Genomic DNA, 25,690 nt, shown 5'->3' with positions numbered 1-25,690 from the left:
GTGCCCGGCGCGCCAGAAAGGCCCTGTATTGAAATGAAGCACGTACTTGACGTCCAGGATATGTCGGTCACCTTCGCGCTGCACGAAAGCGAAGTGCAGGCGGTGCGCGAGATGAATTTTACGCTCGCGCGGGGTGAAACGCTGGCTGTGGTGGGGGAAAGCGGCTCGGGCAAGAGCCAGGCCTTTCTGTCGATCATGGGCCTGTTGGCCAAGAACGGGCGCGCGTCGGGGCGCGCCATAATGGGTGATGTGGACCTGCTGGCGCTGGGACCCAATGAGCTCGACCGCTATCGCGGCCGGGACATCGCGATGATCTTCCAGGACCCGATGACCTCACTCAACCCGACGCTGCGCATCCGCACGCAGCTGGCCGAGGTGTTGGTCAAGCATCGCGGGTTCGAGCAGAAGGCCGCCACCCGCGCCGCCGTCGACATGCTTGAGCGCGTCGGGATTCCTGAACCGGCAAAGCGCGCCAACAGCTTTCCCCATGAGCTGTCGGGCGGAATGCGGCAGCGCGTGATGATCGCCATGGCGCTGCTGTGCCAGCCCAAGATCCTGATTGCCGATGAGCCGACCACGGCGCTCGACGTGACGGTGCAGGCGCAGATGCTGGAGCTGTTCAAGACGCTGACCGAGGATTTCGGCACGTCGCTGGTGCTGATCACCCATGACCTGGGAGTCGTTGCCGGGGTCGCCGACCGCATGATGGTGATGTATGGCGGCCGGGCGGTGGAAAAGGGCACGGTGGACGATTTGTTCTACCATCCGCGCCATCCCTATACGCTGGGGCTGCTGCATTCGACGCCCCATATCGCCAAGCGGGCCGAGCGGCTCGACCCGATCCAGGGGCTGCCGCCAAGCCTGGAGAACCTGCCCAAGGGCTGCTCGTTCAATCCGCGCTGCGCGTTCTGCTTTGACCGGTGCCTCGAAGAGCGCCCGCCGCTGATGGATACCGGCAATGGGCGCGAGAAAGCCTGCTTTTATGAAGGCCCGATGGCCTATGGAAAGGTCGCCTGATGGACCAGACCCCGATCAACCTCCTCGAGATCAAGGATCTCAAAAAGACCTTCTCCATTTCCGTCGGCCTATTCAGCCGCAAGCTGACGCTGACGGCGCTCGAGAACATCAACTTTTCCATCCGCAAGGGCGAGACCCTTGGCATTGTGGGGGAAAGCGGCTGCGGCAAGTCAACGCTCGGGCGCTGCATCCTGCAGCTGATTGCGCCGGACGAGGGACAGGTGCTGTGGCTGGGGCAGGATCTGACCCGGGTGCCGGCCGAGGAGATGCGCAAGCGCCGGCAGGACCTGCAGATCATCTTCCAGGACCCGCTGGCGTCGCTCAATCCGCGCATGACTGTGGGCGACATCATCGCCGATCCGCTGCGCACGCTGCGCCCCGAGCTCAACAAGGCCGAGCGGCGGGCCCGCGTACTCAAGATCATGGCGGCGGTGGGCCTCCTGCCCGAGATGATCAACCGCTATCCGCACGAGTTTTCGGGCGGGCAGGCGCAGCGCATCGGCATTGCGCGGGCGCTGATCACCGAGCCCAAGCTCATTGTCTGCGACGAGCCGGTTTCGGCGCTCGACGTGTCGATCCAAGCGCAGATCCTCAATTTGTTGGCCGAACTCAAGGGAGAGTTCGGGCTGACCCTGATCTTCATCTCGCACAATCTGAGCGTGGTGCGGCATGTGTCCGACCGCATCCTTGTGCTCTATCTCGGGCGAATCGTGGAGCTGGCAACCGGGGATGAGATCTATGAGGATCCCAAGCACCCCTATACGCGGGCGCTGCTGACGGCCGTGCCCATTCCGGACCCCAAATTGGCGCGGCAACGCAATGTGGATGCCCTGCGGGGGGAAATCCCCTCACCGATCAATCCGCCTTCAGGCTGCCCGTTCCGCACCCGCTGTCGCTTCGCCAAGCCTTATTGCGCGGAAAAGCGGCCAGTGCTCGAAACCATCGAGGATGGGCGGCTCGTTGCCTGCCATCGCTGGCGCGAGATCGGGGTGCCCGAGGATGCGGTGCTGGGGCACTAGGCTCAAGGGAATCGGCGCCTCGGCTTGCCGAGCTTGCCGGGGTGCGCAAAGCGGTGAAAAGAGGGTGAAAACTCTGCTTGTGCCGCGTTGACAGGGCAGGGGGAAATCCCTATGAATGCCCGCAAGTTCCGGGCGCCTAGGCGCCCCTTTTGTTTGACCCGAGGATATCAAGATGAAAGTCCGCAACTCGCTGAAGGCGTTGATGACTCGCCACCGCGCGAACAAGCTCGTCCGCCGTCGCGGCCGCGTTTACATCATCAACAAGGTGGACAAGCGCTTCAAGGCCCGCCAGGGCTAAGATCTGCTTGCTCATGCAAGTTTCTGCAAAGCCCGCCTTGTGCGGGCTTTGTTGTTTTTGGGCTGTGGACCGAAAACAGCCCCGGCGTCAGGTTGAGGGCTGGCTTGCGGTGAAGACGGCGAGCTGGGCGGCAAAGGCGCGCCGATAAGCCGGTCGCTCCTGGGCGCGGGCGAGATAGCAGCAGAGATCGGGATAATCCTCGAGGATGCCGGCTCCGCTCAAGCGCAGCAGCACATGCACCAGCATCAGATCGGCGGCGCTGAAGGCGCCATCAAGCCAGTCCTTGGGGCCCAGAAAGGCAGCAAGCTGGCGCAGCCGGTGGTGGATGCGATCCTTCACCAGCGGTAGGCGCTGCTGCGACCAGCTCTCGTTGCGTTCAAGGAGTTCGGCGACTTCGAGCTCGACGATGGGCGGCTCGACCGTTGAGAGGGCCGCAAACATCCAGGTGATGGCGCGGGAGCGGGCGCCCGGTTCCTCGGGCAAGAGGAGGCCGGGATGCTGCTCGGCGATGTGCAGGACGATGGCCCCCGATTCGAACAGGGTGAGCGTGCCCTCCTCGTAGGTCGGGATCTGTCCGAAGGGATGGAGGGCCAGATGGGCGGGCGCGCGCATTTGCGCGAAGGACACCAGGCGCACTTGGTAGGGCTGGCCCACTTCCTCGAGCGCCCAGCGCACGCGCATGTCGCGAGCGAGGCCCGCACCTTGGTCAGGAGAATCGGCAAAGGCGGTGATGGTGGGGATCATGGCAGGCCGGGACCGGGTTGAGGACGCGCTAGATAGGCACGGAGCGTAATTGGCCGGACGGATGGGGACAACATGCCTCTCCCTTGCTGGTGGCCTCCAAGGACGCAGCAGGCGCCTGCCGGACGACAATGATGCTCGCGCGGCAGGAGCGCTTCGAGGCGCCGTTCGTTTCACCCTCGAGCAGGCACTGGTTTGTCCGTTAAGCTCACCACCCAGAACGAGGAGCTGCCATGCTGCGCATCTATACCCGGACCCAGGATCGGCTGGTGCCCTTTGAAAGCGGGCACACCGGCGTCGTGCCGATCTGGCTCGACCTGATCAGCCCGAGTGACACGGACGTGCAGGAGGTCGAGCGGCTGCTGGCCGTTGACGTGCCCAGCCGAGCCGAGATGGAGGAAATTGAGCTCTCGGCCCGGCTTTATATGGAAGATGGCGCGATTTTCATGACCCTCACGGGTCTGGCGCATCTGGACACGGAAACGCCGATCAAGACGCCGATCACCTTCATCCTCAAGAACAATTCCCTGGTCACTGTCCGTTACGCCGAGCCCACACCTTTCCTGGCCTACACCAACCGGGCGCAGCGGGCGAAGGGGGCAGTGCACGGCTCGGGCGAGGAAATCATGCTCGGGCTCATCGAAGCGATGATTGACCGCACGGCGGACGCGCTGGAGCGGATTGGCAACGAGACCGACAATTTGTCCCACGAGGTGTTCAACACCACCAAGGCCAAGGCCAACAAGAAGACGCGCAGCCTCGAAAAGGTTATTTCCCAGATCGGGCAGAAGGCCGAGCTGCTGACGATGATCCAGGAAAGCCTGGTGAGCATGTCGCGGCTCGTGACCTATTATTCGGCAGTCGAGGACACGTCCGACGACAAGGAAAGCCGCTATCTGGTTCGACTGATCCAACGCGATGCCACTTCGCTGGGCGAGCATGCACGGGCATCGTCGGCCCGGCTGGACTTTTTGCTCAATGCGACGCTGGGCATGATCAATCTCGAGCAGAACCAGATCATCAAGATCTTCTCGGTGGCTGCCGTGGTGTTCCTGCCGCCAACCCTGGTGGCGTCGATCTATGGCATGAACTACGAGCATATGCCCGAACTCCATTGGCAGCTGGGCTATCCCTGGGCGATTGGGCTGATGGTGCTGTCGGCCTTGCTGCCGTTCCTGTATTTCAAGCGCAAGGGTTGGCTTTAGGGTTTTAGGGAACGCCAGATGTTCAGGGCGCCTGGCTTCGGCCCATTGCAGCAGCGCGTCGAGGGCGGGGCAAAGCGACTGGCTCCACGCTGTTAGCCCGTATTCGACCTTGGGTGGCACCTGGTGGTGCACGAGCTTGGTGACGATGCGGTCGACCTTAAAAGAAAAGCCCGCCAAATGGCGGGCTTTGTTGTGGTGCCGTGTCGCGCGCTTAGCTGGAGCCGGCGCCGTCCTGGCGGACAAAGGCGATGCGCAGCATATTGGTGGCGCCGGGCGTGCCCAGGGGAATGCCGGCGGTGATGGCGATACGGTCGCCAGGGCGGGCAAAGCCTTCCTGGTAGGCGATGATGCAGGCGCGATCGACCATGTCTTCAAGGCTCGCGGCGTCTTCGGTTTGCACGCAATGTACGCCCCAACAGATCGACATGCGCCGGATGGTGCGCTGATTGGGCGAGAGAAGAATGATGGGCTTGGAGGGCCGCTCGCGGGCCGCCCGGATGCCGGTGGAGCCCGAGGCGGTGTAGGTGACGATCGCCGCGAGATCGAGGGTTTCGGCGACCTGGCGGGTAGCAGCCGAGATCGCGTCGGCGGCGGTTGCCTCCGGTTCGGTCTGGGCGGCGCGGATGATGCCGCGGTAATTGGCGTCGCTTTCCACTGCCACCGCGACCTTGTTCATGGTCGCGACCGCTTCCACCGGGTACTGGCCCGAGGCGGATTCGGCCGAGAGCATGATCGCGTCGGCGCCCTCGAACACGGCAATCGACACGTCCGAGACTTCGGCGCGGGTCGGCACGGGCGAGGTGATCATCGATTCCAGCATCTGCGTCGCGACCACCACGGGCTTGCCGTAGCGACGGCACATGCGGATCATTCGCTTTTGCAGGCCCGGTACGGTTTCAAGCGGCAGCTCGACGCCCAGATCGCCGCGCGCGACCATGATGGCGTCGCACAGCTTGATGATTTCCTCGAGGCGATCGATGGCCTGGGGCTTTTCGATCTTGGCCATGACGCCCGCGCGGCCCTGGACAATCTTGCGGACATCGATGATGTCCTCGGGGCGCTGCACAAAGGACAGAGCGATCCAGTCGGCCTCGGCCTTGAGGCCTTCGAGCAGGTCCTTGTGGTCCTTCTCGGTCAGGGCGCCAGTGGGCAGGAGCGTATCGGGCAGGGACACGCCCTTTTTGTCCGACAGCTTGCCGCCATAGACGACTTCGGTTTCGATGGCGCCGTCGCCAACCTTGGTGGCGCGCAGCTGGAGCTTGCCATCATCGAGCAGCAGGCGGTCGCCCACCGAAACGCTTTCGATGATTTCCGGGTGGGGCAGGTAAACGCGCTCGACGGTGCCGGGCGTATCGGAGCTATCAAGGATGAATTTCTGGCCGGCGGTTAGCTGGATGCTGCCTTCGGCGAACTTCCACACGCGCAGCTTGGGACCCTGCAGGTCGACCAAAACGCCAAGCGGGTGGTTTAGGGTTTTTTCGACGTTGCGAATGCGCGCCACGGTCTGGTGCAGCACTTCGTGGCTGGCGTGGCTCATATTGATGCGGAACACATCGGCGCCGGCGCGCGCCAGTTCCTCGATCATCTTTTCGTCGTGGCTGGCGGGCCCGAGGGTCGCCACGATCTTCACACGTCGCATACGTCTCATAGCGTGTCCGTTCGGTTAAACTACTGGTTCGCCGGCGGAGGATCCGTCGGCGCCGGGTCCGAAGCCGGGGGCGCATCCGGGGGCGGGACCGACTTGGCGGCAGGTGAACCCGGGGAGGCCGCCGGCGCATCGATGGTCACGTCATCCGGATCAACCACAAGGGCCGGGTCTTCCAGATTTTCCTGGCTGTCCGGGCCCACCACATCGGGAGCGCCCATGTTTTCAGTCAGCTGCAAGGTCCAGTCCGTCTGGTTCTGGGTATCGATTTCAAAGAACCCGGTGCGCTCATAGCCCCGGGCGAGGCAATCCTCAACCCCGAATATCGTGAAGGTTTCGTCACGCGTGCACATGAAGACCGCGCCGTCCCAGGCGCCGCCGCCAATATCATCAACAGCATAGATGTAATAAAAGCGCCGCTCGAGATCGCCTTGGTAAAGTACCCGGCAATCACCGGACGGAGCCTGCCACCAGCCTTCGCTCATCCAGCCGCGCTCAGCCCGGTAGCCGATCGCCACGGACACCAGATTGGCGGTTTCGTTGCAGATGCGCAGATCGGCGCGAGCCGGTGCGGAAAACAGCAGGAAGCTGGAAACCAGCGCGCCGACAAGCGTCAAGCTAAGGCGAAAGAGGTACAGGAGCATGCCGGAATACATCGGGAGGACCGTTGGTGTTTGAGCGTATGGTGACCAATAGGTCAATGCATAAACAAGCCTTTGGGCGGAAATAGGCCGCGTATTGCAGAGCAATGCTCGGGCCCGCAGCGGCGTGCGGCCCAGGGACGCAGGTGTGGATTGGCGGCGAAAGCGCTTGAACCCGAACCTGTGCTGCTGTTTGAAGCAGGGTTAAAGCGAGAAGGATGTTTTTATGGCCGAAGATAGTGTTGCCCAGGACCAGCTCCGGGCGTTCGTCGAGCGCATCGAACGCATGGAAGAAGAGAAGGCAGCCATCGCCGCCGACATCAAGGAAATCTATGCCGAGGCCAAGGGGAATGGCTTTGACGTCAAGATCCTGCGGCAGATCGTTCGCATCCGCAAACAGGATGCCAATGAGCGCATGGAGCAGGAAGCCCTGCTGGAGCTTTACATGAGCGCGCTGGGCATGGTGGCGGCACCGCCGGAAGACTGAGGCCTGAACCGGCCCGCCGCCGAGCTTGTCGGCGGCAGGGCCCGATCCATTACCGAATTGCCATAGACCCGATAGCCGCCGCCATGGCGGCTTCGTCATATCCAAGAGCCCGAAGTGCTGCAGTGACGATGCCGGTGCGGTCAAGGCCGGCATCGGCATACATATCAGCCTGAGTGGCGTGTTCCACGAAACGATCGGGGATCATCAGCGGGCGGAAGCGCAGCTTGCCATCAAGCAGGCCATTGCTGGCGAGGAAGGTGGCGACATGGCTGCCAAAGCCGCCGATCGAGCCTTCTTCCAGCGTCAGCATCACATCATGGCTTTGAGCGAGCTGCGTGACGAGTTCCTCGTCTAGCGGCTTCATGAACCGCGCATCGGCAACGGTCGGGGTGAGCCCCAGGGCAGCGAGCCGGTCGGCAGCGGCCAGAGCTTCAGCAAGTCGCGTGCCCCATGAGAGAATGGCGATGGTGCTGCCGGGGCGAACAATACGGCCCTTGCCAATGGGCAGGATGATGCCGCGCTCGGGCATATCGACGCCCACCCCATCGCCGCGCGGATAGCGGAAAGTAATCGGGCCGGAGTCATAAGCCACCGCCGTCGCGACCATGTGCTTGAGTTCGGCTTCGTCAGCGGCGGCCATTTGCACGATGCCGGGAATGGCGCCGAGATAGGCGGCGTCGTAGTTGCCGGCATGGGTGGGGCCATCGGCGCCGACATAGCCGGCACGATCGATAGCGAAGCGCACCGGCAGGCCCTGGATGGCCACGTCATGGACCACCTGGTCATAGGCGCGCTGCAGGAAGGTCGAATAGATCGCGCAGAACGGGCGCATGCCCTCGGTGGCGAGGCCGGCCGCAAAGGTCACTGCGTGCTGCTCCGCGATGCCGACATCAAAGATGCGGCTGGGATAGATTTCGGCAAACTTGTCGAGCCCAGTGCCCGAAGGCATGGCGGCGGTGACCGCCACGATGCTGGGGTCTTCGGCTGCCTCCTGGATCAGGGATTGGGCAAAGACATTGGTGTAAGAGGGCGCATTGGATGGCGCCTTGGCCTGGGCGCCGGTGATCACGTTGAACTTGGAGACGCCGTGATATTTATCGGCCGCGTCCTCGGCGGGGGCATAGCCTTTGCCTTTTTTGGTGACGACGTGAATGAGGATCGGGCCTTCATCGGCATCGCGCACATTTTCGAGCACCGGCAGGAGGTGGTCGAGATTGTGCCCGTCGATGGGGCCCACATAGTAAAAGCCGAGTTCCTCAAAAAGCGTGCCGCCAGTCAGCATGCCGCGCGCAAATTCCTCGGTGCGGCGCGCGGGTTCGTGCAGGAACGAAGGGAGCTTTTTGGCGATGGTCTTGGCCGCTTCGCGGGCACCGCGATAAAGCGGGCCGGACACGAGGCGTGCCAGATAGGCGCTCATGGCCCCGGTGGGCGGGGCGATCGACATGTCGTTGTCGTTGAGAATGACGATCAGGCGGGCATCCATGGCGCCCGCATTGTTCATGGCTTCATAAGCCATGCCCGCGGACATCGAGCCATCGCCGATCACGGCCACGACATTGCGCTTGGTGCCCTGAAGATCGCTGGCGACAGCCATGCCAAGACCGGCAGAAATGGAGGTGGAGGAATGCCCGGCCCCAAAGGGATCATAGGGGCTTTCGGCACGGCGGGTGAACCCGGACAGGCCACTACGCTGGCGCAGGGTGCGGATGCGATCGCGGCGGCCGGTCAGAACCTTATGGGGATAAGCCTGGTGGCCGACGTCCCAGATCAGTCGATCATGGGGCGTGTCGAACACGGCATGGAGGGCGACTGTGAGTTCGATGACGCCAAGGGCGGAGCCTAGATGACCACCAGTCACCGAAACGGCGTCGATGACTTCGGCGCGCAACTCATCGGCAAGCTGACGCAAATCCTCGCGGGGCAGGGCGCGGAGTTCGGCGGGGGTCTGAACGGTATCGAGCAGGGGCGTCGATGGCTTATCGGCCAATGCTGGCTTCCTTTGCCGAACTAAAAGATAGCTCAAGGTTTTACGGGGCGCCGAGAGGCTTTGCAACAAGCCGGCGTGCCTCAGCCAGCCTCTCCCTGGTTGTGGAGAGGCTGGCGGGTGAGGCTAATTGGACGCGGTAAAGCGCGTATGGGTCACGGCCAGCGGCGCATTGCTGGGGGATAGCGCCACCGCAGGGGCCAGAGCCGTTGCCGTATCTACATCGCGCGACTGGGCTTCAATCAAGGCGAAGTGATCGGAAGACAGCGGCGCGGGCGCGACCAGAAGGGCTGCGGCATGCTCCAGATCGGGGGCCGTCAATGCGGCAGGCGTTGCCGCGGCAGAAGCCTCGTCCTTGGCGATCATGGCGGCGAGCGCCTTGGCGACAGGTTCGCTTTGCCCCTGAACCGAGTTGAAGGTCGAGGCAAAAAGCGATGCCGTGGAGTCTCGGGCGGGCTCGCCACCCAGCGAGGCGGTCTTCACACCGGCGGCGCCCAGAGGGGGCAGGTTGGGAACCGGGGCCACGGGGGCGGCGGCAACCTGGGCTGCGGTTTCCTGCTCGATGAGTTGCTGGAGCATGTCCTGTGCCTGGCCGTTCTGGCCGAGGGGCGGCAGGTAAGCCGTCATCATGTCAGGCTCAGACGAGCGGCCGGCCTGGAGCGGCGGATGCGGGAAAGGCTGGCTCAGCGCTGCCAGGGCGACCACGGCGGTTTCGCCATTGCCCGCTGGCAGAGTGGAGGCGGTCGCCATCATGAGGGTAGGCGATTTGGTGGCCGGCACTGGTGCGTTCGAGGCGGTGACAAGTTCTGCTTCTGCCAAGGGGGCGCTGCCAACTGTGGAGAAGGGCACCGGCACATCCTGTTCGGCAACGGCGACCGTGCTCGAGGCAGGCGCGGACATGCTCGCCGGCCGCATCATTGGAATGGGAGGAGCAACGGCGACACGGGCAGCCGCTTGCGGGGACTGAGCGGCCGCAGCTACTGATACAACCTGCACCGGAGCGGGGGCGGGCCTAGGCGCGGGCTGGTTGTTGCCCTTGTTGCCGCCAAAGAACATGTCGACCAAAGAATTGCCGGCGCTGGCCACCTGAGTGCCCGAGCCGCCATTGCCGCACGGCACGGCGCGGCAACGTTGCCATTCGGCCTGGGCGAGGCGATAGCCTTCCTGCGACAGTGGCTTGCCATCGGCAGGCAAGTGCATGGTTCGCCCATCGGGGAACACGTCCTTGAGCTGCGCACGGGTCATGCGTGGCCAGGCGCGGACCGAACCAGTATCAAGGTGAACAAAGGGGCTGCCCGAGCTGGGATAATAGCCAACGCCGCCGACCTGCTTGCGCATCGCGACGGCGCGCAGCTTGGACAGCGAAATGCCCGGGATAAAGAAGTCCATGGCATGGCCCTTGGTGTGCTGGGAGTTTTCGGCAACACCGGAGGAGGTCTGGCGCAACATCTTGTTGGTCGCGGGCGAGCGATAAGCGGAAACGATGTTGATGGGCTGGGTGGCCCCCACTTCCTGGTAGACTTCCCAAACCAGGTCAAACAGGCGTGGGTCCATCTTGGCTGGTTCGTTACGACGCCAATCGCGCAGGAAGCGGTTGAGCTCGTTGAGCCCGGACTGCACATACTGCCCGTTGCGCTTGAAAACGATGCGGGCCGTTTCCTTGGTGTGGGTGTAGTAGAGATAAAGGCTGCGCTCGGAGGCGGCATTGGCCGGAACCACGGCGGCCTGGCCGATCAGGAGCGAAAAACTCAGCAGCGCTGCTGCCAGGAGTCGAGTGCCACGAAGGGCCAGGTTATCCGATTTTACCGCCACACTAAACACTGCCCGGTTGAAGCTATCTGCATTTCGGATCGTACCGGCCAAGTGACTAGAGTTTGATTAACGCTAACAAAACTCGAACACGATGGCGGCCACTCACGCCAATGTTTAAGGACAAAATCCGGGCCGAACCAAGGCGAAAATGTTGACGAGCGGTTAAGGGGCGCTCGGCTCGACGGGGAACAGGGTAGAAACCAGCCGAAAAAAAGGCGCCGGCAGAAACTGCCAGCGCCTGATCAGAGATGGTGTTGTGCGGCTCAGGGGCCGACATCGGCAATGGTTTCGGCCATCACCGGTTGAGGGAGCGCTGCGGGCGACAAGCCGAGCGCCTGGATCAGCTTGGTGTCGTGGCCGTAGATGTCGCCATAGGATTGCAGGTTGCCGTCGGCCTGGGGCCGTAGGGTAAAATAGCTGAGATGGACAGGAATCTGTTGCTCGGGGTTCACCCAGCGCTCGCTGGAGCCAAACATCGCTTCGAGCGAGGCCCGGCTGATCTTGGTTTCGTTGGCCATCAGCGCGTCGGCAAACTCCATCGGGTTCTGCACCCGCACGCAACCATGGCTGAGAGCGCGCTGCGAGCGGCTGAACAGAGCCTTTGACGGGGTATCGTGTAGATACACATCGTGCTTGTTGGGGAACAAGAACTTGATCTGGCCCAGGGCATTGCTAGGGCCGGGGCGCTGACGCACCTTGAAGGGGAACGTGTTGCCGACCGCGGACCAGTTCACCTGCCAGGGGCTAACGACGTCGCCGTTATAGATCAGGTCCATGTTCTGGGCGTCGATATAGCCCGGGTTCCGCCAGGTCTTGGGCGCAATCTCGCCTTTGACGATGGAACTGGGGACATTCCAATAGGGATTGACCACGATGTGGCGGATGTTGTCGGAAAATACCGGCGTCTGGTTCTTGACCGTGCCGACGACGACGCGGGTCGTATAGGTTTCCGCCCCGTCCCGGTTGATGGACAGGCGGAACTCGGGAATGTTGACCAGGACGTGGAAATTGCCGAGCTCGCGCGGCATCCAGCGCCAGCGCTCCATATTGGCGATGATCTGCTCGCGGGTGGCGGCGTTGCCGCCGTTGAGGGCCGCGACCGTGGCAGGGCCAGCGACGCCATCAGGTTCAAGACCCAGGCCCTGCTGGAAATCCTTGACCGCCTGCACCACGCCCTGGTCGTAAACCAGGGACGCATCGGCCACGAGGCCCAGCCGCTGGCGTATCAGGGGCAGGCGCTCATCGGTCATGCCAGCCTTGAGCACGACCCCGGTCGGAATGGGGGCGGGACGATTAGTGGCATTGTCGTTGAACTTGGCCAGTGCCGCTTTAAGCGCCAGGAATTCGGGATGGGTTGGCTCGAGCTTGGCCAGCACCTTGGCCGGATCCTTGCTGGCCGCCAGTTCCACAAGGAGGGCGCCGGCATCAAGGGTCTTGGGCTCGATATCGAGGTTGGCATCGACGGAGCGAGGAGCGACGCGTCCGGTATAGATGTGGGTCGCATAGCGCAGGGTCGCGGCAGAAAACGCGGTTTCGAGCGCCGCCATGGCGACAGGATCCCCGCCCGTTGCGGGAAGCTGCAGGTCAGGAGTGAGATAATCGGCGGGATTGAGCCCTTCGGACTCGGCCCGGGCAAACAGATCGAGGATCTGCTGGGCAGCAGGTGAGAACACGACCTGCCCATTGGCCTGTTCGCTCAGCCAGATTGGCTCGAAATAGCGCTCGCCATAAAGAAAGTAGAGCTTCTGCGCTTCGGCATAGGCCGCGGTACCGCGGCCATTGGCTGTATAGGCGGCGGACAGGCTGGCCTTGATGGTTCGCGCCAATGCGCTTTGCGCGGGAGCGATGACAATCCGGGTTGGGGTGATACTCGCTACATCCTGCGCCAGGATGGGAAGAGGGGCGTTGGCGGCAGCAACGGCGAGAAAACAAACCAGGATCTTGTGCATTTGTGCTCCGTGTACGAGGCGTTACGCAGCCCAACCGTGCCTCAACCCAAGGTCCGGCGGGCCGCCCCATACATCGAAAGCATAAGCATCAAATGTTAACAGGAACAATCACTCGCAATGTTGTGAGCGAGCGATGTGGCTATGGTGCAACGGTCTGCAAGGCCTTGTGGAAAGGTCCACAATCGCCCGGCGATCCGCCATTCTGCCGAAGCTATGCGGTTAAGCGGCGTCGTTAATCAACTGCTCCGCGAGGCCATATTCATGCAATTTGCGATAAAGGGTCGAGCGGCCAATCTTGAGTGCGCGGGCAACACGAGACATGCGCCCGCCATGGTGCTCGATGGCAAAAACGATCAAGGCGCGTTCGATCTCGGCCAGAGCCGCCACATTGCCCGACTCATCGAGGAAGCGGTCTTCGATAGGGCTGGTTTCGAGCATTTCGCGCTGGCGCGGCGGAGCGTTATCGATGTGAACCGGCGCGGCAGGCACCGGCATGGCCGCGAGTGAAAGAATGGCGGCGTCGCGCCCTTGAGCATGGGCCATGATCTGGGGGAAATCGGCGGGCTCGAGGAAGGCTTCCTCGCAAAGCACGGTCGCGCGATAAACGACGTTTTCCAGCTGGCGAATATTGCCGGGCCAAGGATAGCTGGCGAGCAGTTCCAAAGCTTCGGGAGAAATGCCGAGGATGCGTTTGCCAGCTTCAGCGGCAAAGCGCGCGAGGAAGTGGTTGACCAGAGCCGGAATGTCCTCGAGCCGCTGCCGGAGCGGGGGCACATAAATGGGCAGCACGTTGAGCCGATAATAAAGGTCCTCTCGGAACTCGCCCGATTTGGCCAGATTGAGCAGGCGGCGATTGGTCGCCGAGATCACGCGCACATTGACGCGCTCGGGGCGCCCGGCGCCCAGCGGTACGATTTCGCCATCGGCGAGAACGCGCAGCAGCCGCTCCTGGGTGGCGGGAGGCAGTTCGCCCACTTCATCGATGAAGATGGTGCCGGTATGGGCTTCGGCAAACTTGCCGGGGGTATCGGCCAGGGCACCGGCGAAGGCGCCTTTCTTGAAGCCGAAAAGCACGGCGTCGAGTTGGGAAGGGGAAATGCTGCCGCAGTTGACGCTGATGAATGGCTTGCCGGCCCGATCCCCGCTGCCCCCGATGATGCGGGCGATCAATTCCTTGCCGACGCCGGTTTCGCCTTCGATCAGCACGGGTATGGGATTGCGGGCCGCCTTGCCGCAAAGCGTCAGGACGCGGGTCATGGCGGGAGCGCGGCCGATCAGGTCGGCAGCCGAGAAGGTCCCGGCGCGGCGGCTTTGTTCGGCACGGATCGCCGCTTCCAGCGCACCCAGCTTCATGGCGTTACGCAAGGAGATCACCAGCCGCTCGGGGGCGACCGGCTTGACGAAATAGTCCACGGCGCCGTGGCGCATGGCGCTGACCACGGTTTCCAGCGACGGGTTGGCGGTCTGCACGATCACCGGCGTGGAAAGAGCTTCCCGGCGCATGGTTTCCATCACGGCCATGCCGTCGAGGTCAGGCATTACCAGGTCAAGAATCATCGCACCCAGATTGGGGTCTTCGCGCAAGATCTGCAGGGCTTGTTCGCCGCTGGTTGCGGTGAGTGGCTTGAAGCCGGCCTGATTGGCGACTTCGGCCGTCAGCCGCAATTGCACCGGGTCATCGTCGACCACCAGAACACGCGTCATGCAAAATCCACTTCTCTTGCCAGGCGCTCGAATCGCGCTGTGCGGTTTTGTGGAAGTATGCGGCCGGCAAATTAAGACAGCATTAATCATAATGGCGGGGCGCCATATTGCGGCTGGCACGATAGGCGGCGAGGGCCCCCTTTTCATCCCATGACGTGCTGGCTATGGTCCGCCCCTCACCAAGAACCGCGCTGGAGAACCCCGATGACCGAACAAGCCGCGAGCCAGAAGGGGCACAATCAATTGGGTACCTTGCCGGTCTGGGATCTCAACGATCTTTACCCGGGACGCGAGAGCTCTGAGTTTGCCGCCGCCTTGCAGCAGGCCAAGGATGATGCCGCGCGCTTTGAGAGCGACTACAAGGGCAAGCTCGCGGAGCTAACCCGGGCGGGCAAGCTCACCGATGTGATCAAGCGCAGCGAAGCGCTGGCGGATCTGAGCGGGCGCATCGGCTCGTTCGCCTTTTTGCAATATGCGCAGCGATCCACCGATCCCGACCGGGCGAAGTTCATGGGCGACACCAACCAGGCGCTGACGGATCTCTCCACGCGCATTCTGTTTTTCGAGCTCGAGTTGAACCGCATCGAGGATGCCGATCTTGAGGCGGCGTTCGAGCGCGATCCGGAACTGGCGCGTTACCGCACCTGGTTCGCCGAGTTGCGCAAGGCCAAGCCCTATCAGCTCGACGAAAAGCTTGAGGAGCTGTTCCACGACAAGTCGGTCACGGCCTTTTCAGCCTGGAACCGCTTGTTCGACGAGACCATGGCCAGCCTCGAATTCGAGGTCGATGGGGAAGTGCTCAAGCTCGAGGAAACGCTGCATCTGCTGTCCGAGCCCGAGGAGAAGCGGCGCGAAAGCGCTTTCCATGCCTTGGCCAAGACCTTGCGCGAGAATGGACGCTTGTTCACCCACATCACCAATGTGCTGGCCAAGGACAAGGAAATCTCCGATCGCTGGCGCGGCTTTGAGGACATTGCCGACAGCCGGCACATGGCCAATTCGGTGGAGCGCGAAGTGGTGGATGCGCTGCAATCCGCCGTCCAGGAGGCCTATCCCCGGCTGTCGCACCGCTACTACAAGATGAAGGCCAAGTGGTTCGGCAAGGACCAGCTCAATGCCTGGGACCGCAATGCGCCCTTGCCGACGAGCGACGAGCGGACCTTTGATTGGGAAACCGCCAAATCTACCGTGCTGGAGGCCTATGGCCGGTTTTCGCCTGACCTGGCGGAAGTCGCAGCGCCGTTTTTCGATAGTGGATGGATCGACGCTCCAGTGGGCAATGGCAAGCTCTCGGGCGCCTTTGCTCATCCCACGGTGCCGAGTGCGCATCCCTATCTGATGCTCAACTATATGGGCCGCTCGCGGGACGTGATGACGCTCGCCCATGAGTTGGGTCACGGTGTCCATCAAAGGCTGGCGGCGGCGCAGGGGCCGATACTGAGCAATACGCCGCTGACCCTGGCCGAGACGGCGAGTGTCTTCGGTGAGATGCTGACCTTCCGGTACCTGCTGGAAAAGACCACCGACCCCAAGCAGCGCTTTGCCCTCTTAGCCTCCAAGGTGGAGGACATGCTCAATACGGTGGTGCGGCAGATTGCCTTTTACACGTTCGAGCGCCGGGTGCACACGGCACGTCGGCAGGGTGAGCTGCGCACTGAGGAAATCAACGCCATCTGGCTGGAAGTGCAAAAGGAATCGCTGGGTGAGGGGATCATCCCCAATGAGGGTTACGATATCTTTTGGGCCTATGTGCCGCACTTCATCCACTCGCCCTTTTATGTCTATGCTTATGCCTTCGGTGACTGCCTTGTGAACTCGCTTTACGCGCAGTATGAGAAGGCCGACGAGGGCTTTGCGGAGCGGTATTTCGAGCTGTTGAAGGCTGGTGGATCCAAGCACCATACGGAACTGCTGGCGCCATTCGGGCTTGATGCCAAGGATCCGCAGTTCTGGTCGCTGGGACTTGGCATGATCGAGCGACTGATCGACGAGCTGGAAAGCACGAGCCCCTGAACGCCTCCGGGCAGATGAACACGACGAATTTCGAGGACCAAATGGCCGCAGAAGACCACCCAGCCCATTCCCACCTGCATCCACCGCTTCAGCATGAATCGGCGATGGACTATTCCCAGCATGAGTCGACCTATGCGCGCTTTGTGACGCTGGTGAAGTGGACCACGATCTCGATCGCGGCAGTGATCGTGCTGCTCTACATCTTCGTGAGGCCGTAAGCGGCAACCTGCTCTAGTAGTGCGGAGGAGGGGGGTCGGTGCGGGGATCGGCAATAAAGCCGCCCGACCGGACTTGCTCCTCCAGCACGGTGATCCGACGGGTGAGCCCGTCAATCACGCGCCACTGCTCGGTAATGGTGGCATTCAAGTCTTCGATGGTCTGATCCTGGAAAGCGACACGCGTTTCCAGTGCCTCCAGACGCGCCGACGTATCGAGTTCGGTCGTCACGATATTCTCCCGGGAAGTATGCCAGCACGGCATGAGATGGACGGGCGTTAACGGTCCCTTCACGAGGGCGTGTTTCCCAAAAAGGAACTCCTAGGGCCCCGCCGCCATTGGTTTGCAAGAATTTAGCAACCAGTGAGAGCCAAAATGGCCACCTTCACGGCAGTTACCCACAACTTTCCTTCGCTGCTCGATGCCGATCGGCATGACGGGATTGGCGCGGGACTGAGCGCTGCCCTCCCGCTGCTGGGTCTGGTTGCTGCCTATGGTGCTGCCGAGGCGCTTGGTGTCCAGCCGGTACTGCATGCGCCATTGAGCCTACCGGAGTGGACGGGTGCTTTGGCGCTTGCCATCAGCCTGCCGCTTTGGGGCGCTGCCCGGTGGCTGGTGGCCGGGCGTGGCTATGAAGGGCGCTCAGCGGCGCGCTGGATTGTTGCGTTGATGGTCGGCGCGATCCTTGCACCATTCCTGCTGACCGTGGCCGATCCCTTCATGAGCACGGTTGTTTCCATGGTGCTGATGCTGATCGGTCTGGCCGCCGCCGGGCGTGCCGCAAGCGTATCGGGGCGCGCCACGCTGCTGGTGCTGCCCGGCCTCGCGTGGCTGGGCTTTGGCGCCGTGCTTGGATTTGGCGTTGTCGCCGGCGGCTGGTCGCCGCCATTTGCGGTCACCCAGGGCGGCGACGCGTAATTGATGGCAGTGGGATTGTCCCCCGCTCCATTTCGCGCGACATGATGGCAAACAACGGGCCGCGTTGGCTCAAGGATTTGCCATGTCACCTATCCTCAAAATTGATGTGTTCACCGATGTCGTGTGCCCCTGGTGCCTTGTCGGCTCCGCTCGGCTCGATCAGGCCGTGGCGGCGCTGCCTGACGACATCGACGTCATCATTGAAAATCATCCCTTTTACCTCGATGCCAATACGCCGGCCGAGGGCGTGGATGTTGGCGAAATGCTGCGCCAGCGTTATGGCCGTGATCCTGCCGAGATGTGGGAGCGAGTGGAAAGCGAAGCGCTCAAGGCAGGGATCGAGCTTGATCTCTCCCGCCAGCCGCGGATGTATCCGACGGCAAAGGCCCACACTATCACCCGGTTGAGCAAGCCGCTCGGCATTCAGCACGAATTGGCCAATGCCATAGCCGAGGCTTATTTTCTCGAGCACCGGCAGATCTTTGACGACAATGTGCTGGCCGACATTGCGGCCTCGTTCGGCTTTGACCGGGGCGATGCGCTTGATGCCATGAATGATGAGCATGAGCTGGCAATCACCCAGCAGTTGGCTGAGCAGGCGGCAGCCCAAGGCATTACCGGGGTGCCCTTCTTTGTGTTCGGCGAGAAATATGCCCTGTCCGGTGCGCAGCCCCCTGAGGTGTTCGCCCAGGCCTTGGACAAGACCATTTCGGAGTTCTAGATGCGGATTGTTGGGAGATTGGTTGCCGGGCTGGCGGTGCTGGTGGTGCTCGGCTATGCCGCGGTTGTTGGGTATATGTATTTCAACCAGCGCAGCCTGCAGTACTTCCTCGAAGGGGAGGTGACGCCACTCGAGGCGGCGGGGATCGCTGGGGCCGAAGTGGTGGCGATTCCCTCAGGCGATGGTGTGGTCAATGGCTGGTACAAGGCGCCTGAGCCGGGCAAGCCGCTGATCGTTTATTACAAGGGCAATAGCGGCAGCTTTTCGGCCGAGCATGAGCGCTTCGCACAATGGGGCTCGGAAGGCTTCGGGTTCCTAGCATTTGATTATCGCGGCTTCCCCGCTTCCCCTGGTTCGGTGAGCCAGGATGGCATTCTAACCGACGCCTTGGCCGCGTTCGACTGGGCGGCGGGCAAAGGCTATCCCGTTGTAATTTGGGGCAGATCTCTGGGGTCGGGGCCGTCGACCTATGTCGCGAGTGAGCGGGATGCGGCGGCGTTGCTGCTGGAAACGCCGTTCCTGTCGGCGGTGACGGTGGCCGGGGAGCGCTATCCGATGCTGCCGGTGTACTGGGTGATGCAGGACCAGTTCCCCGTCAATGAGTGGATCGTGGATGTGGCCGAGCCGGTGCTGGTGGCGCATGGGACTGCGGACACGACGATCGATGTCAGCAATGGCGAGAGGTTATACGAGCTTGTTCCCAACAAGGATGAGCTATGGATCGAGCCGGGCGGGACCCATGTGGACCTGTGGGAGCGGGGTATCTGGCCCGAGCATGCGCGGCCGTTCTTTGAGCGGGTGGTGCCGGCAGCCGGAGGCTGAAGGGCCCAAAAGCATAACGCCGCCCCGAAAGGAGCGGCGTTATGAACGCATTATGAATGGATTCTGAACGGCTTAGGTGCGGGGCAGCGTGCTTGCGCTCGGGCGAGCGGGCTGACCGGGACGTGCCGTTGGAGTTGGAGCGGGCAGACCGCCTTCACGCTGGGCGCGCTTACGAGCCAGCTTGCGAGCGCGGCGCACGGCCTCAGCCTTCTGACGCGCCTTCTTCTCGGAGGGCTTCTCGTAGTAGTTGCGCAGCTTCATCTCGCGGAAGACGCCTTCGCGCTGCAGCTTCTTCTTGAGCGCGCGCAGCGCCTGATCAACGTTGTTATCGCGAACGACTACTTGCAAAGGTCAACCGCCCCTTAAAGCCTGGTGAAATATGATTGGATGGAAGCGCCGCGACCAAATAAAGCCACGTCGCCGACCAGCAGGGCCGGTCACCGTGGGGGCTCTATAGCCCAACCCCGCGGACTTGTCCACCTTTGCAAGCGAAAAAGCCCAAGTTTAGGGCCGGTCCGGCTGCAACAGGCGATTGATATGGCCCATCTTGCGACCGGGCCGCGTTTCCAGTTTGCCATAAAGGTGAGGCTGGGTGAAGCCTTGGAGCGAAGTGGGAACCCGGCCGACCTCGTCACCCACCAGATTCTCCATGACGACATCGGCGAGTCGGGCGGGATCGCCGAGCGGCCAGCCGAGAATCGCCCGGATGTGCTGCTCGAACTGATCGGTGAGGCAGACCGCCTCGGTCCAGTGACCGGAATTATGTACGCGCGGCGCGATTTCGTTCACCAGCAGGGTAGGGCGCGACTCGCCTGGGACAACAAAGAACTCGACGCCCAGCACGCCGACATAATCGAGGGCGACGACAATCGCTTTGGCGATCATGCCGGCATGCTTAGCGAGCGCGGGGGGAATCGCCGCCGGTACGGTGCTGGTCGCGAGGATGTGGTTGCGGTGCACATTCTCGGCCGGCTCGTAGCTGCGCACCTCGCCGGAAAGGCTGCGGGCAACAACGACAGAGATCTCCTGGCTGAAGGGGATGAAGGCTTCGAGCACGAGCGGTTTGGGGGCGAGCGCAGCAAAAGCCTCGGCAGCTTCGGCGCGATCACGCAGCACCCGCTGCCCCTTGCCGTCATAGCCGAGGCGGGTGGTCTTGAGCACGGCGGGCAAACCGAGCTCGGCCATGGCGGTTTGCAGTTGATCGAGTGATTCCACTGCCCGATAAGGGGCTACCGGTATGTTCTTGGAGGCAAGGAAGGCTTTTTCGGCCAGGCGGTCCTGCGACACGGCCAGTGCCTGAGCGCCCGGGCGCAGGGGCCTCCGCTCAGCGAGAAAGGCGGCAGTCGCGGCGGGGACGTTCTCGAACTCGTAGGTGATCACATCGACGGCATCGGCGAAGGCCGCGAGCGCCACTTCATCGTCATAGGCGGCGACGGTCTTGTGGGGGGTTACCTCGAAGGCGGGACTATCGGGGTCGGGGCAGTAGATGTGGGTGCGCATGCCCAGGCGACTGGCGGCAAGCGACAGCATCCGGCCGAGCTGACCACCGCCAAGGATGCCAATGGTGGTCCCGGGCGGCAGGGGCGTGGTGTCGGGCATGATCTACTCGGTGTCGGTGGGGAAAAGCGGAACGGAAGCGGTCTGGTTGGCGCGATAGGCATCGAGCCGTTCAGCAAGCTCGTCGTCATGCAACGCCAATACGGCAGCGGCGAGGAGGGCGGCGTTGATGGCGCCGGGCTCACCGATGGCGAGGGTGCCGACCGGGATGCCGCCGGGCATCTGCACAATGGACAGGAGGCTATCCTGGCCCGAAAGCGCCTTGGAGCGCACCGGCACGCCAAACACGGGCAGCGGGGTCATGGCGGCGATCATGCCGGGCAGGTGGGCGGCGCCGCCAGCGCCGGCAATGATGATCTGGAAGCCATCCGCGCGGGCTGTGGTCGCGAACTCGACCAGGCGTTCGGGCGTGCGGTGCGCGGAAACGATGCGCGCCTCATATTCCACATCGAGCGCTTCGAGCGTTTCGGCGGCAAGGCGCATGGTGGGCCAATCGGACTGGCTGCCCATGACAATCGCAACGGCTGGTTTGGTGAGCATGGCCTCGGTCCCCCCGCGGGCTGCACAAAGGCCGCTCCTAGCCCAATTGTTGCCACAACTCAAGCGGGGGAGGGGTTAGGCGATGATGTCGGGCAGGAGAATATTTTCGAGTTGGACGATGCGATCCTTGAGCGCGAGCTTGCGCTTCTTGAGCCGCTGAATCAGCATTCGGTCGGCAAAAGCCGAGCCGGTCAGGGTGTGGATGGCAGCGTCAAGATCGGCGTGTTCCTGGCGTTTCGTGGCCAGTTCAAGCCCGAGGCCGGCTTCCTGTTCCTTGGTCAGCGGCAGCATCGAACGGCGGTTCCCCCAGGGCACGCAACATTGTTCCCCATTACCCGATCCGGCGGCGTTTTGCACACGGATTTGATCGGCGGACCTATTGTCATCGACAAGTCACATTTTATCTGGAACCTTAGCGTCGTCCAGTCAGGCGTAAGGAGTTGTCATGACGACTGAAGGCCACATCGCGGCGTTGGAGCGCCGTCATCAGGAGTTGGATCGTCAGATCCAGGCGGAGCTGCAGAACAAGCCGCTCGATGATCTCACGGTGAGCGCGTTGAAGCGAAAGAAGCTCGAAATCAAGGACGAACTCTACAAATTCAATAGCGGCATGCAGTAAGCACTGCGCTCCAACACAGTTGGACCGGGAAGGCCATGGCGGGAGCTGTGGCCTTTTTTGCTGCGGTCAGAGACCGAGGAACACCGCCCGCACGCCATCCCAGATCAGCTTGAGCGCCAGGAAGAACACGAGCCCATAGGCGATCTGGTAGAAGAGGGTGACGGAGATGCGCCGCACCAGCCAGATGCCGATCAGCACGCCGGCAACGCCCACCGGGATCAGCGCGGCGGACAGGGTGAGATTCTGGACGGAGAGCTGGCCCAGGAAGAAATAGGGGATCAGCTTGGCCGAGTTCACGGCGCCAAAGAAGATGGCATTGGTGCCCGAATAAATTGGCGGCGGCAGGCGCTGGGGCAGAACATAGATCTGGAAGGGTGGGCCGCCAGTGTGGGACACAAAGCTGGTGAAGCCGGCAAAGCCGCCCCAGAACCCGCCCCATGGCGTGGAGGGTGGTAGCCCCTCGAGCTTTTTGCGCAGTGGCAAAACAGCGTCGAGCACAAAAAGCAGGGTGATGATGCCGACAAAGAGCAGCACCATGGCGTCGGAAACCACCGACCAAAGCGCCCAGCCGATCAGCGTGCCGACCGCGGCGCCGGGCAGCATGATCTTGAGAATGTGCCAGCTAAACTGCTGGCGATAGGCGTAGATGGCGATGGCGTCCATAGCCAGCAGCACTGGCAGCATCATGCCGGCGGCATCGCGGGCCGGCATGATGAGGGTGAGGAGGGGGACGCCGACAACGCCCAGGCCGCCCAGCAGACCGGCCTTGGACAGGCCAACGATCAGAACCGCAAGGCCGGCCACTGAAACAAAGTAGAGGTCGACCATGGAGCGGAGCTGTTCGGGGCTAGAGGATTAGTTGTCGCTGTTGCTCTTGAGGGACTTGAGCTTGGAGAACACCGAGTCGGCATCGAACTCGTTGTGCTGGTCAGAAGAGCGACGCGTGCTTTCCTCGTCATTGTAGCCTTCGGCATCGGAATGACCGCGCGCACCGGAACGCGCGAGCGCTTCCTCGGCCGTCATCAGCATGGTGCCTTCCTCGGCAACTTCGGAGCCCACAACGCCCTTGGACGCGCGGCCAACTTCGAGATCGAGATCGATCTGGCTGCACAGGCCCAGCGTCACCGGATCCATAGGGGTCAGGTTGGCCGAGTTCCAGTGGGTGGATTCACGCACCGAATCGATCGTGGACTTGGTGGTGCCGACCAGACGCATGATCTGGGCGTCCTTGAGTTCGGGGTGGTTGCGCACCAGCCACTTGATGGCATTGGGGCGCTCATTGCGACGCGAAATGGGGGTATAGCGCGGGCCCTTGCGCTTGGCAGCGGCAACACGGACCTTGGGATCAGACAGCTTGAGGCGATAATTCGGATCAGCCTCGGCCTTTTCGATCTCCTCGCGGGTCAGCTGGCCATTCTGAATGGGGTTCACGCCCATGATGCCGCCGGCGACGTCGCCATCGGCGATGCCCTGCACTTCGAGCGGATGAAGCGTGCAGAAAGCTGCGATCTGCTCGAAGGACAACGCCGTGTTGTCGACGAGCCAGACAGCTGTTGCCTTGGGCATCAACAAGGGTTGGGTCATCGTCAAATCACTCCTGGTGGCGCGGCCGGTATTCCTCCGGGCCGCTCCGCCTCTTTGCTTCATGCTGAGGGGGAATGACCACAATATATGGCGTCAGGGCCTGATCCGCAATGGCTATAACGGCGGTTCCCCAGCACCAAAGGCCGTGAGAAGCACGATCTTGCCGGCATGGGCGCGCTGTTCCATGGCCTGATGCGCCTCGGCCGCCTCCTCAAGCGGAAAGGTGGTCAGCGCCGGACGGACGAAGCCGGGGCGCTCAAGCGCGGGCAGCAGATCGGCGCGGATCCGGGCGGCAATGGCCGCCTTGGTGGCCGCGCTTTGCGGGCGCAGGGTGGAGCCAGAGATGGTCAGTTGCTTGGCCATGAGCGTGCCCAAGGAAATCTTGGCGCTGCTGCCGGCAAGGGTCGCGATCTGGACGATATGGCCACCACGGGCGCTCGCGGCAATGCTGACGGCTGCCATGGCGCCGCCCAGGAGATCAACCACCCGATCAACCCCGCGCCCCTCAGTAAGCGCCAAAGCGCGCTCGGCGATATCGTCGCGCATGCGGTCAATGGTGGCCACGGCCCCCATTTTTTCGGCATAGGCCGCCTTTTCCGGCGAGGACACGACACCGATGGGGCGAGCGCCGAGAATAGCGGAGATAGCGACGGCGGCGCCGCCAATGCCACCGGCAGCGCCATGCACCAGAACGCTCATGCCCGCTTCGAGCCCCGAACGCATGACGAGGGTCTGGGTGACGGTGAACCAGGTTTCGGGCAGGGCCGCCGCCTCGGGCAGGCTCCAACCATTTGGAACGGGCAAGACCTGGCCGGCGGGGACCGCGACATATTGGGCGTAACCGCCGCCATTGGTCAGGGCCATGACGCGGTCACCGACCTGCCAGCCCGACACATCGGCGCCAAGGGCCGCGATTTCCCCGGCCACTTCGAGGCCGAGCAGGGGCGACGCGCCGGGGGGCGGATCATAAACCCCACGGCGCTGAGCGAGGTCGGGCCCGTTGACCCCCGCCGCAGCAACCCGGATCAGCACGTCGCCGTTGCTGCAGGCAGGCAGTGGCATTTGGATGGGCGCAAGCATTTCGGGGCCGCCCGGCTCGGCGATAGCGATGGCGGTCATGGTAGCGGGAATGGTCATGGGGCCATGCTGGCCCATGTGGCCTTGCCCGGCAAGGGGGAGCGGTTAAGCTGCCCCCGCGACAGGAAAGGACGGCAAGATGGAAGACGAGGTAAGCGGCAAGCCCAAGAGCCACGAGATCGGCAGCGTGCTGGACGCCCTTTCGGTGACCGAGCTCGAGGGCCGCATCGTTTTGCTGGAGGCTGAAATCGAGCGGCTGAGGGCGGCCATCGCCGCACGCGGGGCAACGCGCAAGGCAGCGGAGGCGGCCTTCAAGCTCTAAGAACCTGCAAAGGGGCAGGGTTAAAAAATCTTGCGCCATTAACGGGCAATTAATCCGGACGAGTTAGGGTGTTGTTATCCAGATGGTTTTTGGATCAGAGATTTCTTCCTCTGTTTGACCCCTCCCTGTAAACTTCGAGAGCCGCCCTTCGCGGCTCTTTTTCTTTTTGGCGGCCACCATTTGGCCCATTAAGGCTGCTTTCATGCTCCCGCAGCGGCAAGCGTGACGGGCAGGGTGTTTCGTCCTATCATGACGCAGTGCGAGAGCGAGGAACGAGATGGCTGAGGCTGGCGAATCCGGGCAGGCAATATCGATTGGTCCGCGCATTGTGGCTTCAGGCGGTTTCGATCTGCTGTATCGCGAGGGCATGGCGCTGATCGAAGAGGTCGCGGGCTATCTCGACGGGCATGGGCGGGCGGAAAGCCAGTTGCTGGGGCGCGAGGCCTCGTTTTTATACGCCACCGAATCCATGCGGCTGACGACCCGGCTGATGCAGCTGGCATCGTGGCTCTTGCTGCAGCGCGCCGTCAACGAAGGCGAGATCAGCAAGGAAAATGCCCGCTCCGAAAAGGAGAAGGTCAAGTTTTCGGCGACGCCATCGCAGCGCGGAGGGCCCGGCTATGAGTTGCTGCCCGAAGCCTTGCGGCTTTATATCGACAAGGGCGACCGACTATTTGACCGGGTAATGCAGTTTGACCAGATGGAGCGCGGGCGGATGCCGCAGCTCGATGGCAGCGTGGCCAATGACATTGCCGACCAGTTGTCGCGCCTCAAGGCAGCGTTCGGGCGGCCCTGACGC

At 62.6% G+C, this 25,690-nt stretch carries 28 protein-coding genes and 1 pseudogene; 13 read left to right on the top strand and 16 right to left on the bottom strand.

All coding sequences use genetic code 11. The annotated features are described in order from the left end of the window. The first annotated feature begins 33 nt into the window (after positions 1-33). The 3 genes from AC3YOG_RS14795 to ykgO all read left to right on the top strand — a co-directional run bounded on the left by AC3YOG_RS14795 (position 34) and on the right by ykgO (position 2,334). Positions 34-1,017, top strand: a complete 984-nt coding sequence (locus tag AC3YOG_RS14795) for an ABC transporter ATP-binding protein (protein ID WP_489935621.1) — start codon at positions 34-36, stop codon at positions 1,015-1,017. Beyond that, entirely contained in the window at positions 1,017-2,036 is a 1,020-nt protein-coding gene (locus tag AC3YOG_RS14790) for an ABC transporter ATP-binding protein (RefSeq protein WP_489935620.1), read from the top strand. The genes AC3YOG_RS14795 and AC3YOG_RS14790 overlap by 1 nt, the downstream gene beginning before the upstream one ends. A 172-nt stretch (positions 2,037-2,208) precedes the next feature. Next, complete coding sequence (ykgO, locus tag AC3YOG_RS14785) at positions 2,209-2,334, top strand: type B 50S ribosomal protein L36 (protein ID WP_046139985.1); 126 nt, start codon at positions 2,209-2,211, stop codon at positions 2,332-2,334. A gap of 87 nt (positions 2,335-2,421) precedes the next feature. Here the strand turns inward: ykgO and AC3YOG_RS14780 are convergent, their stop codons facing one another. Further along, positions 2,422-3,078, bottom strand: coding sequence for a glutathione S-transferase family protein (locus tag AC3YOG_RS14780; RefSeq protein ID WP_172124176.1), 657 nt, complete (start codon positions 3,076-3,078; stop codon positions 2,422-2,424). Positions 3,079-3,308: 230 nt separating this feature from the next. On the opposite strand from AC3YOG_RS14780, the gene corA reads away from it, so the two are divergent. Beyond that, a complete protein-coding gene (gene corA / locus AC3YOG_RS14775) occupies positions 3,309-4,280 on the top strand; it encodes a magnesium/cobalt transporter CorA (RefSeq protein ID WP_172124174.1) in 972 nt (323 codons plus the stop codon). Between the two features lie 30 nt (positions 4,281-4,310). On the opposite strand, the pseudogene AC3YOG_RS14770 reads toward corA, so the two are convergent. The 3 genes and pseudogenes from AC3YOG_RS14770 to AC3YOG_RS14760 all read right to left on the bottom strand — a co-directional run. After that, positions 4,311-4,439 (bottom strand): annotated as a pseudogene (locus tag AC3YOG_RS14770) (winged helix-turn-helix transcriptional regulator); the annotation flags it as partial. A gap of 52 nt (positions 4,440-4,491) precedes the next feature. After that, positions 4,492-5,928, bottom strand: a complete 1,437-nt coding sequence (gene pyk, locus AC3YOG_RS14765) for a pyruvate kinase (RefSeq protein ID WP_127754006.1) — start codon at positions 5,926-5,928, stop codon at positions 4,492-4,494. Between the two features lie 20 nt (positions 5,929-5,948). Next, positions 5,949-6,569: a DUF1036 domain-containing protein gene (locus tag AC3YOG_RS14760; protein WP_489935619.1), complete on the bottom strand. Its 621-nt coding sequence runs from the start codon at positions 6,567-6,569 to the stop codon at positions 5,949-5,951. Positions 6,570-6,792: 223 nt separating this feature from the next. Between AC3YOG_RS14760 and AC3YOG_RS14755 the strand changes: the two genes are divergently transcribed. Further along, entirely contained in the window at positions 6,793-7,053 is a 261-nt protein-coding gene (locus AC3YOG_RS14755) for a DUF2312 domain-containing protein (RefSeq protein WP_127754004.1), read from the top strand. A gap of 49 nt (positions 7,054-7,102) precedes the next feature. Here the strand turns inward: AC3YOG_RS14755 and dxs are convergent, their stop codons facing one another. The 4 genes from dxs to AC3YOG_RS14735 form a co-directional block, all read right to left on the bottom strand. Further along, entirely contained in the window at positions 7,103-9,040 is a 1,938-nt protein-coding gene (gene dxs / locus AC3YOG_RS14750) for a 1-deoxy-D-xylulose-5-phosphate synthase (RefSeq protein ID WP_489935618.1), read from the bottom strand. Between the two features lie 123 nt (positions 9,041-9,163). Continuing rightward, complete coding sequence (gene mepK / locus AC3YOG_RS14745; RefSeq protein WP_489935617.1) at positions 9,164-10,849, bottom strand: peptidoglycan L,D-endopeptidase MepK; 1,686 nt, start codon at positions 10,847-10,849, stop codon at positions 9,164-9,166. A 263-nt stretch (positions 10,850-11,112) separates the two neighbouring features. After that, complete coding sequence (locus tag AC3YOG_RS14740) at positions 11,113-12,798, bottom strand: L,D-transpeptidase family protein (RefSeq protein ID WP_489935616.1); 1,686 nt, start codon at positions 12,796-12,798, stop codon at positions 11,113-11,115. Positions 12,799-13,017: 219 nt separating this feature from the next. Beyond that, a complete protein-coding gene (locus tag AC3YOG_RS14735; protein ID WP_489935615.1) occupies positions 13,018-14,502 on the bottom strand; it encodes a sigma-54-dependent transcriptional regulator in 1,485 nt (494 codons plus the stop codon). 204 nt (positions 14,503-14,706) lie between these two features. Between AC3YOG_RS14735 and AC3YOG_RS14730 the strand changes: the two genes are divergently transcribed. After that, positions 14,707-16,515 carry a M3 family oligoendopeptidase gene (locus AC3YOG_RS14730; protein ID WP_489935614.1) on the top strand — a complete coding sequence of 603 codons (1,809 nt, stop codon included), beginning with the start codon at positions 14,707-14,709 and terminating at the stop codon, positions 16,513-16,515. A 41-nt stretch (positions 16,516-16,556) separates the two neighbouring features. Beyond that, positions 16,557-16,733, top strand: a complete 177-nt coding sequence (locus tag AC3YOG_RS14725; protein ID WP_127753998.1) for an aa3-type cytochrome c oxidase subunit IV — start codon at positions 16,557-16,559, stop codon at positions 16,731-16,733. Positions 16,734-16,746: 13 nt separating this feature from the next. On the opposite strand, the gene AC3YOG_RS14720 is transcribed toward AC3YOG_RS14725, so the two are convergent. After that, complete coding sequence (locus AC3YOG_RS14720) at positions 16,747-16,962, bottom strand: SlyX family protein (RefSeq protein WP_489935613.1); 216 nt, start codon at positions 16,960-16,962, stop codon at positions 16,747-16,749. A 144-nt stretch (positions 16,963-17,106) separates the two neighbouring features. Here AC3YOG_RS14720 and AC3YOG_RS14715 point away from each other — a divergent pair, with 144 nt between their 5' ends. The 3 genes from AC3YOG_RS14715 to AC3YOG_RS14705 all read left to right on the top strand — a co-directional run bounded on the left by AC3YOG_RS14715 (position 17,107) and on the right by AC3YOG_RS14705 (position 19,192). Beyond that, on the top strand, positions 17,107-17,649 hold the full coding sequence (locus tag AC3YOG_RS14715; RefSeq protein ID WP_489935612.1) for a tryptophan-rich sensory protein: 543 nt from the start codon (positions 17,107-17,109) through the stop codon (positions 17,647-17,649). Between the two features lie 82 nt (positions 17,650-17,731). Beyond that, positions 17,732-18,370 carry a DsbA family oxidoreductase gene (locus tag AC3YOG_RS14710; protein WP_172124162.1) on the top strand — a complete coding sequence of 213 codons (639 nt, stop codon included), beginning with the start codon at positions 17,732-17,734 and terminating at the stop codon, positions 18,368-18,370. Then, entirely contained in the window at positions 18,371-19,192 is an 822-nt protein-coding gene (locus AC3YOG_RS14705; RefSeq protein ID WP_489935611.1) for an alpha/beta hydrolase, read from the top strand. Positions 19,193-19,264: 72 nt separating this feature from the next. On the opposite strand, the gene rpsU is transcribed toward AC3YOG_RS14705, so the two are convergent. The 4 genes from rpsU to AC3YOG_RS14685 all read right to left on the bottom strand — a co-directional run bounded on the left by rpsU (position 19,265) and on the right by AC3YOG_RS14685 (position 21,580). Next, positions 19,265-19,540, bottom strand: a complete 276-nt coding sequence (gene rpsU / locus AC3YOG_RS14700; RefSeq protein WP_127753993.1) for a 30S ribosomal protein S21 — start codon at positions 19,538-19,540, stop codon at positions 19,265-19,267. Positions 19,541-19,696: 156 nt separating this feature from the next. Then, positions 19,697-20,791, bottom strand: coding sequence for a 5-(carboxyamino)imidazole ribonucleotide synthase (locus AC3YOG_RS14695; RefSeq protein WP_489888690.1), 1,095 nt, complete (start codon positions 20,789-20,791; stop codon positions 19,697-19,699). A gap of 3 nt (positions 20,792-20,794) precedes the next feature. Further along, on the bottom strand, positions 20,795-21,289 hold the full coding sequence (gene purE, locus AC3YOG_RS14690) for a 5-(carboxyamino)imidazole ribonucleotide mutase (protein ID WP_127753991.1): 495 nt from the start codon (positions 21,287-21,289) through the stop codon (positions 20,795-20,797). Positions 21,290-21,364: 75 nt separating this feature from the next. Next, on the bottom strand, positions 21,365-21,580 hold the full coding sequence (locus AC3YOG_RS14685) for a YdcH family protein (RefSeq protein WP_127753990.1): 216 nt from the start codon (positions 21,578-21,580) through the stop codon (positions 21,365-21,367). A 154-nt stretch (positions 21,581-21,734) separates the two neighbouring features. Here AC3YOG_RS14685 and AC3YOG_RS14680 point away from each other — a divergent pair, with 154 nt between their 5' ends. After that, positions 21,735-21,908, top strand: a complete 174-nt coding sequence (locus AC3YOG_RS14680) for a YdcH family protein (protein WP_127753989.1) — start codon at positions 21,735-21,737, stop codon at positions 21,906-21,908. 66 nt (positions 21,909-21,974) lie between these two features. Here the strand turns inward: AC3YOG_RS14680 and AC3YOG_RS14675 are convergent, their stop codons facing one another. The 3 genes from AC3YOG_RS14675 to AC3YOG_RS14665 all read right to left on the bottom strand — a co-directional run bounded on the left by AC3YOG_RS14675 (position 21,975) and on the right by AC3YOG_RS14665 (position 24,629). Next, the gene (locus AC3YOG_RS14675; RefSeq protein ID WP_172124156.1) at positions 21,975-22,736 is read right to left on the bottom strand and encodes a sulfite exporter TauE/SafE family protein; all 762 of its coding nucleotides are present in this window, start codon (positions 22,734-22,736) and stop codon (positions 21,975-21,977) included. A 27-nt stretch (positions 22,737-22,763) separates the two neighbouring features. Continuing rightward, a complete protein-coding gene (locus AC3YOG_RS14670; RefSeq protein ID WP_127753987.1) occupies positions 22,764-23,492 on the bottom strand; it encodes a DUF1013 domain-containing protein in 729 nt (242 codons plus the stop codon). Between the two features lie 114 nt (positions 23,493-23,606). Further along, on the bottom strand, positions 23,607-24,629 hold the full coding sequence (locus AC3YOG_RS14665; RefSeq protein ID WP_489935610.1) for an NAD(P)H-quinone oxidoreductase: 1,023 nt from the start codon (positions 24,627-24,629) through the stop codon (positions 23,607-23,609). Positions 24,630-24,708: 79 nt separating this feature from the next. Between AC3YOG_RS14665 and AC3YOG_RS14660 the strand changes: the two genes are divergently transcribed. Continuing rightward, entirely contained in the window at positions 24,709-24,891 is a 183-nt protein-coding gene (locus AC3YOG_RS14660; RefSeq protein WP_127753985.1) for a DUF1192 domain-containing protein, read from the top strand. A 277-nt stretch (positions 24,892-25,168) separates the two neighbouring features. Further along, positions 25,169-25,687: a protease adaptor protein RcdA gene (gene rcdA, locus AC3YOG_RS14655; RefSeq protein ID WP_127753984.1), complete on the top strand. Its 519-nt coding sequence runs from the start codon at positions 25,169-25,171 to the stop codon at positions 25,685-25,687. Positions 25,688-25,690: the final 3 nt, after the last annotated feature.

It is taken from the genome of Devosia sp. Z6_126 (assembly GCF_058133495.1).
The sequence above is the reverse complement of the archived record's forward strand: the minus strand, read 5'-3'. Positions and strand labels throughout refer to the sequence as shown.